This window comes from Pseudoduganella sp. RAF53_2 (genome assembly GCF_052113985.1).
Taxonomy (GTDB): Bacteria; Pseudomonadota; Gammaproteobacteria; order Burkholderiales; family Burkholderiaceae_D; genus Rugamonas.
Genome location: NZ_JBFRDW010000290.1, coordinates 1 through 7,082, shown reverse-complemented (window position 1 = coordinate 7,082; position 7,082 = coordinate 1). Strand labels below are relative to the sequence as shown.

The 7,082-nt window shown below is 65.8% G+C and carries 6 protein-coding genes and 1 pseudogene; all 7 read right to left on the bottom strand.

What is annotated here, in order from left to right; all coding sequences use genetic code 11:
* The coding region (locus tag AB4Z11_RS17615; RefSeq protein ID WP_442026536.1) for an MFS transporter at positions 1-597 on the bottom strand (597 nt) is incomplete at its 3' end.
* A gap of 429 nt (positions 598-1,026) precedes the next feature.
* A pseudogene (locus tag AB4Z11_RS17610) lies at positions 1,027-2,202 on the bottom strand (THUMP domain-containing class I SAM-dependent RNA methyltransferase); the annotation flags it as partial.
* A 10-nt stretch (positions 2,203-2,212) separates the two neighbouring features.
* Positions 2,213-2,644: a CopD family protein gene (locus AB4Z11_RS17605; protein ID WP_442026535.1), complete on the bottom strand. Its 432-nt coding sequence runs from the start codon at positions 2,642-2,644 to the stop codon at positions 2,213-2,215.
* 9 nt (positions 2,645-2,653) lie between these two features.
* Positions 2,654-3,925 carry a glutamate-5-semialdehyde dehydrogenase gene (locus AB4Z11_RS17600; RefSeq protein ID WP_442026534.1) on the bottom strand — a complete coding sequence of 424 codons (1,272 nt, stop codon included), beginning with the start codon at positions 3,923-3,925 and terminating at the stop codon, positions 2,654-2,656.
* Positions 3,926-3,938: 13 nt separating this feature from the next.
* Positions 3,939-4,955 (bottom strand): DNA polymerase III subunit delta, encoded by a 1,017-nt coding sequence (gene holA, locus AB4Z11_RS17595; protein WP_442026533.1) that lies wholly within the window; start codon positions 4,953-4,955, stop codon positions 3,939-3,941.
* Positions 4,956-4,962: 7 nt separating this feature from the next.
* Positions 4,963-5,583 (bottom strand): LPS-assembly lipoprotein LptE, encoded by a 621-nt coding sequence (locus tag AB4Z11_RS17590; protein ID WP_442026537.1) that lies wholly within the window; start codon positions 5,581-5,583, stop codon positions 4,963-4,965.
* A gap of 2 nt (positions 5,584-5,585) precedes the next feature.
* A partial coding sequence (locus AB4Z11_RS17585) for a class I tRNA ligase family protein (protein WP_442026532.1) occupies positions 5,586-7,082 on the bottom strand: 1,497 nt, incomplete at its 5' end.

The following is a 7,082-nucleotide window of genomic DNA, read 5'->3' as shown; positions in this document are numbered from 1 at the left end:
CAGCAGGATGGTGTAGCCGACCAGGAACAGGAAAATGCTGCGCCAGTYGGAATACTTCACGATGAAGCCGCCCATCACGGGCGCCACGGCGGGGGCGATGGAGAAAATCATGGTCACCATCGACAGCAGCCTTGCGGCGGCGGCGTCCGCATACAGGTCGCGGATGATGGCCCTGCCGACCACCACGCCGGCGCCGGCCGACACGCCCTGCATCACGCGGAATACCCACAGGTATTGCACGCTGTGCGCGGCGGCGCAGCCGAAGGTGCCGATGCAGAAAGTGACCAGGCTGACCAGGATGACGTTGCGGCGTCCGAACGCATCGGACAGCGCGCCGTGCCACAGCACCATGCCGGCAAAGGCCAGCAGGTAGGCTGTCAGCGATTGCTGGACCTCGACCGCTGTGGCGTTGAGGCTGGCCTGGATGTTGGGGAAAGCAGGGAGATAAGCGTCGATGGAAAACGGGCCGAGCATGGACAGCCCGGCCAGCACTGTCGCCAGTGCGGCAGGCCCCAGCGGCTTGCGATGCGGTACTTCAGGTGAGGGAACGTCGGCTTCAGGATCGGCAGGAACGCTCGCTGGCGGCTGGGGCATCATGAGAAATCAGCTCCCCTTGCGCGGTGGACGCGGCGGCCGCGACAAGGTCGGCCTTGCCTGGCGCGCCGGCTGCGTGGCGGGTGCCGGCGCTCGCCGCATCTTGGCCGGCTCCGGCGCATCGCCGGCATCCGATGTAGCGCCGCCGGTGGACGCGCCCGATGCACTTCCCGTTGCGCTTGACCCTCCGCCCGCCTTCGCCCCCGCCCACGGACCAGCGGCAGCCGGTGCTACCGGTGCCGCAGCCGCGCTGGCTGGCTTAGCCGCCTCCTGCGCCGCGCTCTGCTCGGCGCCGGCCTCACGGCCGCGCTTTTGTCCGAATGTCGGATCTGACCCCAGCCCCTGGTCTGCGCGCGCCGGGGCGCCGGAAGCAGACTCTTGTACGAATGTCGGATCTGACCCCGTGGTTCCTGACCCCGTGGTTCCCGTGGTTTTGCGGTTGAAGCCGGCGACCATGTCGAAGCGGAACAGGCGGCATTCCAGCGCGCCGTTGAAGAATGGGGTCTTGCGGGCCTCTTTCAGGCGCAGGAGCTTGGGCAGGCCCAGGTCTGCCGTGAAGAAGTAGGCCGTCCAGCCGGCAAAGCGCTGCTTGAGCGTGCCGGAGAACGCGGCATAAAACGACTTCGCCAGCTCGTCCTCTTCCAGCGACGCGTCGCCGCGCACGCCAATCCGCTCGCCGTACGGCGGGTTGGTCAGCAAAATGCCCGGTTCCGCCGTCGGCGCCTGCACCTGCTGCGCTTCGATCTGCTTCAGCGGCACGTCGAACAGGATGCCCGCGCTCTTCAGGTTGTGGCGCGCCATCGCCACCATATCGCCCGAAATATCGGAACCGAAAATGGTTGGCTCAGTCGGCAGAGGACGCGGCTTGATGGCCGCCTTCATCTCTTCCCATGGCTGTGGATCGAAATCATAGAACTTCTCGAATGCAAAGCGGCGCCGTGCACCGGGCGGGATGCCCTGCACCATCTGCGCCGCTTCGCACAGGATGGTGCCGGAACCGCACATCGGGTCGAACAGCGGCATGCCCGGTTTCCAGCCCGCCACGCGCAGCAGGCCGGCCGCCAGGTTTTCGCGCAGCGGCGCGTCGCCCGTTTCGCTGCGCCAGCCGCGCTTGAACAGCGCTTCGCCCGAGGTGTCCAGATAAATGATGAACTGGCGCTGGTCGAGGAAGCCGACAATGCGCATGTCCGGTTCGCGCGTGTCGACCGACGGGCGCTTGTTGTACATGTCGCGGAAGCGGTCGCACACGGCGTCCTTGATCTTCAGCGTGATGAATTCCAGCGACTTCAAGGGCGACTTGATGGCGGTGACATCCACACGGATGGTGTGGTCGATGCCGAACCATTCTTCCCAGGCCGTGCCCAGCACCAGGTCGTAGATGTCGTTCTCGTTGTCGTAGTGGCAGACGGCCATGCGCATCAGCACGCGCGAGGCGATGCGCGAATGCAGGTTGATGCGGTAGGCGTCGTACAGGTCGCCCGAGCAGTGCACGCCGCCCGGCACCTGGTTGTGGACTTTCAGCGTCGGGCTGCCCTGGGCGATTTCGCCCAGTTCTTCAGCCAGCGCCGCTTCCATGCCGCGCGGGCATGGGCAGAAATAAGATGTCATGGAAGACCTTTCAGAATGGCTTGACGACCACGAGGATCACGATCGCCAGCAGCATCAGCACAGGCACTTCATTGAACCAGCGGTAAAACACGTGGCTGCGTTGGTTCACGCCACGTTCAAATTTTTTCAGCAGGGAGCCGCAGGCGTGGTGGTAGCCCAGCACCAGCACCACGAAGGCCAGCTTGGCGTGCAGCCAGCCCGGTAGCTTCATGCCGCCCGGCTGACCGCCGTATTGCAGCCACATGAGCCAGACGCCGAACACCACGGCCAGCACGGCCAGCATCGAGGTAAAGCGGTACAGCTTGCGGCCCATCGTCAAGAGGCGCTCGGTGGCGGGGCCCGGCACTTCCATCGCCAGATTGACGAAGATGCGCGGCAGGTAGAACAGGCCGGAGAACCAGGAGACGATGAAGACGATGTGCAGCGCTTTAACCCAGAGCATGGAGTTCCTTTATTTACGTACCTCGCCGTGGCCGAACACCACGTACTTGAGGGAGGTGAGGCCTTCCAGGCCGACCGGGCCGCGCGCATGCAGCTTGTCGTTGGAAATGCCGATTTCGGCGCCCAGGCCGTATTCGAAGCCGTCCGCAAAACGCGTGGAAGCGTTCACCATCACGGACGAGGAATCCACTTCGCGCAGGAAGCGCAGGGCGGCGCTGTAGTCTTCGGTGACGATCGCTTCGGTGTGCTTGGACGACCAGTTGTTGCAATGCTCGATGGCAGCATCCAGGCCGTCCACCACGCGCACCGCCAGGATCGGCGCCAGGTATTCGGTGGCCCAGTCTTCGTCCGTGGCGTGCGCCAGGTGCGGGTAGCCGGCGGCCGACAGGATGGCGTAAGCCTCGACGTCGGCGCGCAGTTCGACCTGTTCGGTGGCGTAGCGCTGCGCCAGCTGCGGCAGGATCTCGGCGGCGACGGCACGCGCCACCAGCAGGGTTTCCATGGTGTTGCAGGTGCCGTAGCGATGGCACTTGGCGTTGAAGCCGATGTCCAGCGCCTTGGAGAGATCGGCCTTGGCGTCGATGTAGACGTGGCAGATGCCGTCCAGATGCTTGATCATCGGCACCGTGGCTTCTTCCATCAGGCGCGCGATCAGGCCCTTGCCGCCGCGCGGCACGATCACGTCCACGTATTGCGGCATGGTGATCAGGGCGCCCACCGCGGCGCGGTCGGTGGTGTCGACCACTTGCACACCATCGGCCGGCAGGCCCGCGCCTTGCAGGCCTTCGGCCACCAGTTTCGCCAGGGCGCGGTTGCAGTGGATGGCTTCCGAGCCGCCGCGCAGGATGGTGGCGTTGCCGCTCTTGATGCACAGGCCGGCCGCGTCCACGGTGACGTTGGGACGGGCTTCGTAAATGATGCCGATCACGCCCAGCGGCACGCGCATCTGGCCCACCTGGATGCCGCTCGGGCGGAATTTCATGTTCGAGATTTCGCCGATGGGATCAGGCAGCGCAACAATCTGGCGCAGGCCTTCGATCATGGTGGCAATCGCCTTGTCGGACAGCGCCAGGCGGTCCAGCATGGCCGGCGCCAGGCCGCTGGCGCGCGCGGCGGCGATGTCCTGCTCATTGGCTGCGCGCAGGGCCGGCGCTTCGCGCTCGATGGCGGCGGCGATCAGTTCCAGTGCGCGGTTGCGCTGCGCACTGTCGGCACGCGCCATGCCGCGCGAGGCGGCGCGGGCGCGCTTGCCGATGTCTTCCATGTACTGCTTGATGTCCACGATGCGTCCTCTTTTATCCTCGTGCTACCTTCAATGCCAGCTGCAGCATGGCGTCCCAGGCGTCGCCCGCGAAACTCTTCGCGCGCAGGCCTTTCACCATCTTGTCCACTTGCGCGGCCTGCTGCATGGCCGCTTCCAGCGTGGCGAGCGAAACGCGGCGCAGGGCCGGCTCCATCATGCGCTCGCGCGGACCCCAGATCCGGTATTCCTTCAGCAGGGCCGGCAGCGGACGGCCTTGCGCCATCGCTGCCTTTAATTTTAGCAGTGTGCGGATTTCTTCGGACACCGCCCACAGCACCAGCGGCAGGGCTTCGCCCTCGCCTTTCAAGCCTTCCAGCATGCGGATCAGGCGCGCCGGGTCGCCCGCCAGCATGGCCTCACTGAGCTTGAACACGTCGTAGCGCGCCACATTCAGCACCGCGTCCTGCACCTGCTCGTGCGACAGCTTGCCCGCTTCGTGCAGCAGGCCCAGTTTCTGGATTTCCTGGTGCGCCGCCAGCAGATTGCCTTCCACCCGGTCGGCAATGAAGTCCAGGCTGGCGCGCTCGGCGCTCTGGCCTTGCGCGGCCAGGCGGTTGGCGATCCAGCCCGGCAGCGCGCTGCGTTCGATGTTCGGGATGTCGATATACACCGCGCTTTGCTGCAGGGCCGCCACCCAGGCCGCTTTCTGCGTCTGCCAGTCCAGCTTGGGCAGGGTGATCAGGGTCAGGTTGTCCGGGCCGAGGTCTTTCACGTAGGCCTGCAGCGCGGCGCCGCCATCCTTGCCCGGCTTGCCGGACGGGATGCGCAGCTCGATCAGCTTCTTGTCGCCGAACAGGCTCATGGCCTGATTGGCGGCCAGCAGTTCGCCCCATTTGAAGCTGCGCTCGACCGACAGCACTTCGCGCTCGGAATAGCCTTGCGCCCGGGCCGCCTTGCGGATCTTGTCGGCCGCTTCCAGCGCCAGCAAGTGCTCGTCGCTGGTGATCACGTACAGGGGCGCCAGCGTCTTGGCGACGTGGGCGTCCAGGGCTTCGGCGCGCAGCTGCATGGCGGCCTTACTGCGTGATCGGCACTGCCGGAGCGGCCGGATTGGCGGGCGCGGCTTCCGGGGCGGCCGGCGCGGCGGCCGGCTTGATGGCGGCCATGCGGCGCATCATCTGCTGCACCAGGTCGGTCTGCATGTCCTTGTACAGCAGGGCTTCTTCCTGCTCTTTCGCCAGCAGCTGGGTTTCATTGAAGTCGATCGGGCGCGACAGGTTGATCGGCGTGGCCGGCAGCAGCTCCGTGCCCGCCTTGTCGACCACGCGGAACACGATGTTGTAGCTCAGCAGGTACTGGCGCACGCGGCCATTGCTGTTGAGCGACAGGATGGTCTTGGTACGGGTTTTTTCCGGGTCGGTCAGCACTTCGATCGACGCGTCCGCATCCTTGGCCACGCGCGCCACAGTGGTGTGGCCGTTGGCGCGGATGTTGCGCTTCAGGTCGATCGCCAGCGGCGAGCCGTCCGGCAGGCCGACGTACAGCGAGGCGAACGGCAGGGTGTAGTTGCCGCCTTCGCCGCGCAGGTGGAAGCCGCAGGCGCTCAGCGCGCCCGCCAGCACGGCCGCCAGCGCGGCGCCGCGCACCAGGCGCACGGCAGTGCGCGCGCCGGAGCGGAAGGTCGAGGAGGTCGTCATGCTCATACCACGATGTTGACCAGCTTGCCCGGCACCACGATGACCTTTTTCGGCGTGCCTTCGAGGAATTTCTGCACGCTTTCCTCGGCCAGCGCGGCCGCTTCGATGGCCGCCTTGTCGGCCGCCTTCGGCACCTTGACGGAACCGCGCAGCTTGCCGTTCACCTGGATCATCAGCTCGATCTCGCTCTGCTCCAGCGCGGCGGGATCGACTTGCGGCCATGGCGCGTCCAGCAGGTCGCCGGCATAGCCCATCTCTTGCCACAGCACGTGGGTGATGTGCGGCGCCACCGGATTCAGCAGGCGCAGGAAGATGGCATAGCCTTCAGCCAGCACGGCCGGCTCCACGGTTTTCGCCGATTCCAGCGTGTTCAGCATCTTCATGCAGGCCGACACCACGGTGTTGTACTGGATGCGCTTGATGTCGTAGTCGGCCTGCTGCAGGATCTTGTGCAGTTCGCGGCGCAGGGTCTTGCCTTCGTCGCTGGCGGCCACGGCGGACAGCGGCGAACCGGCGGCGCGGATCGCGTCGCGCTGGTTCACGCCGAAGCTCCACACGCGCTTCAGGTAGCGGTTGGCGCCTTCCACGCCGGACCCGGACCATTCCAGGGTCTGCTCCGGCGGCGAGGCGAACATGGTGAACAGGCGGGCCGTATCGGCGCCGTACTGCTCGATCTGGGCTTGCGGGTCGATGCCGTTGTTCTTCGACTTGGACATCTTCTCGGTGCCGCCCAGCTCCACCGGCTGGCCGTCGGCCTTCAGCAGCGCCGACACCGGACGGCCGCGGTCGTCCGTGGTCAGTTCCACGTCGTCCGGGTTGAACCAGGTCTTCTTGCCGGCCGCGTCTTCGCGGTAATAGGTTTCGTTCAGCACCATGCCCTGCGTCAGCAGATTGACGAAGGGTTCGTCGAACTTGACCAGGCCGAAGTCGCGCATCACCTTGGTCCAGAAGCGCGCGTACAGCAGGTGCAGCACGGCGTGCTCGATGCCGCCGATGTACTGGTCCATCGGCATCCAGTAATCGTTGCGCTGGTCGATCATGGCCTCGTTCGAGCCGGGCGAGGTATACCGCATGTAGTACCAGCACGAGTCGACGAAGGTGTCCATGGTATCGGTCTCGCGGCGCGCCGGCTTGCCGCATTTCGGGCAGTCGCACTTGAGGAAGGCTTCATGCTTGTTCAGCGGGTTGCCGGTGCCATCCGGTACGCAGTCTTCCGGCAGCACCACCGGCAGGTCCTGTTCCGGCACCGGTACGGCGCCGCAGGAATCGCAGTGGATCATCGGGATCGGCGTGCCCCAGTAGCGCTGGCGGGAAATACCCCAGTCGCGCAAGCGGAAGGTGGTCTTCTTTTCGCCCAGGCCTTGGGCAGCCAGGTCGGCGGCCACCGCGTCCAGCGCTGCGCTGTAGTGCAGGCCGTCGTATTTGCCGGAGTTGGTCACGACCGACACGGTCTTGTCGCCATACCATTCCTGCCAGGCTTCGTCGGAGTAGCTCTGGCC

Bases quoted from the DNA above. Each gene is read 5' to 3' on its own strand.
- AB4Z11_RS17605 (WP_442026535.1), bottom strand. From the start codon at position 2,644: ATGCTCTGGGTTAAAGCGCTGCACATCGTCTTCATCGTCTCCTGGTTC.
- holA (WP_442026533.1), bottom strand. From the start codon at position 4,955: ATGCAGCTGCGCGCCGAAGCCCTGGACGCCCACGTCGCCAAGACGCTG.
- AB4Z11_RS17590 (WP_442026537.1), bottom strand. From the start codon at position 5,583: ATGACGACCTCCTCGACCTTCCGCTCCGGCGCGCGCACTGCCGTGCGC.